This window comes from Bacillus sp. 05T21 (assembly GCF_056396785.1).
Genome location: NZ_JBFTMD010000110.1, coordinates 1 through 418 on the forward strand (window position 1 = coordinate 1; position 418 = coordinate 418).

Consider the following 418-nt stretch of genomic DNA (forward strand, 5'->3'; position numbering starts at 1 on the left):
GAACCCGCGACCCCAACCTTGGCAAGGTTGTATTCTACCACTGAACTACTTCCGCAAGACATGTTTGAGTTATTTTATTAAAAGTGCGGGTGAAGGGAGTCGAACCCCCACGCCAAAGGCGCTAGATCCTAAGTCTAGTGCGTCTGCCAGTTCCGCCACACCCGCATATTTCATTAAAAATGGTGAGCCATGAAGGATTCGAACCTTCGACCCTCTGATTAAAAGTCAGATGCTCTACCAACTGAGCTAATGGCTCGTACAATTAAAAACTGGTGCCGACTAGAGGACTTGAACCCCCAACCTACTGATTACAAGTCAGTTGCTCTACCAATTGAGCTAAGTCGGCTAAATGGTGGAGGATGACGGGATCGAACCGCCGACCCCCTGCTTGTAAGGCAGGTGCTCTCCCAGCTGAGCT

Annotated in this window: 3 tRNA genes; all 3 read right to left on the reverse strand. The window is 49.8% G+C overall.

The features are described 5' to 3' along the window. Positions 1 to 84: 84 nt before the first annotated feature. The 3 genes from AC1DKZ_RS33095 to AC1DKZ_RS33105 all read right to left on the reverse strand — a co-directional run bounded on the left by AC1DKZ_RS33095 (position 85) and on the right by AC1DKZ_RS33105 (position 346). Positions 85 to 165: transfer RNA gene (locus AC1DKZ_RS33095), tRNA-Leu, on the reverse strand. 15 nt (positions 166 to 180) lie between these two features. Continuing rightward, positions 181 to 256 (reverse strand) — tRNA-Lys (locus AC1DKZ_RS33100). A gap of 14 nt (positions 257 to 270) precedes the next feature. Then, positions 271 to 346 (reverse strand) — tRNA-Thr (locus AC1DKZ_RS33105). Positions 347 to 418: the final 72 nt, after the last annotated feature.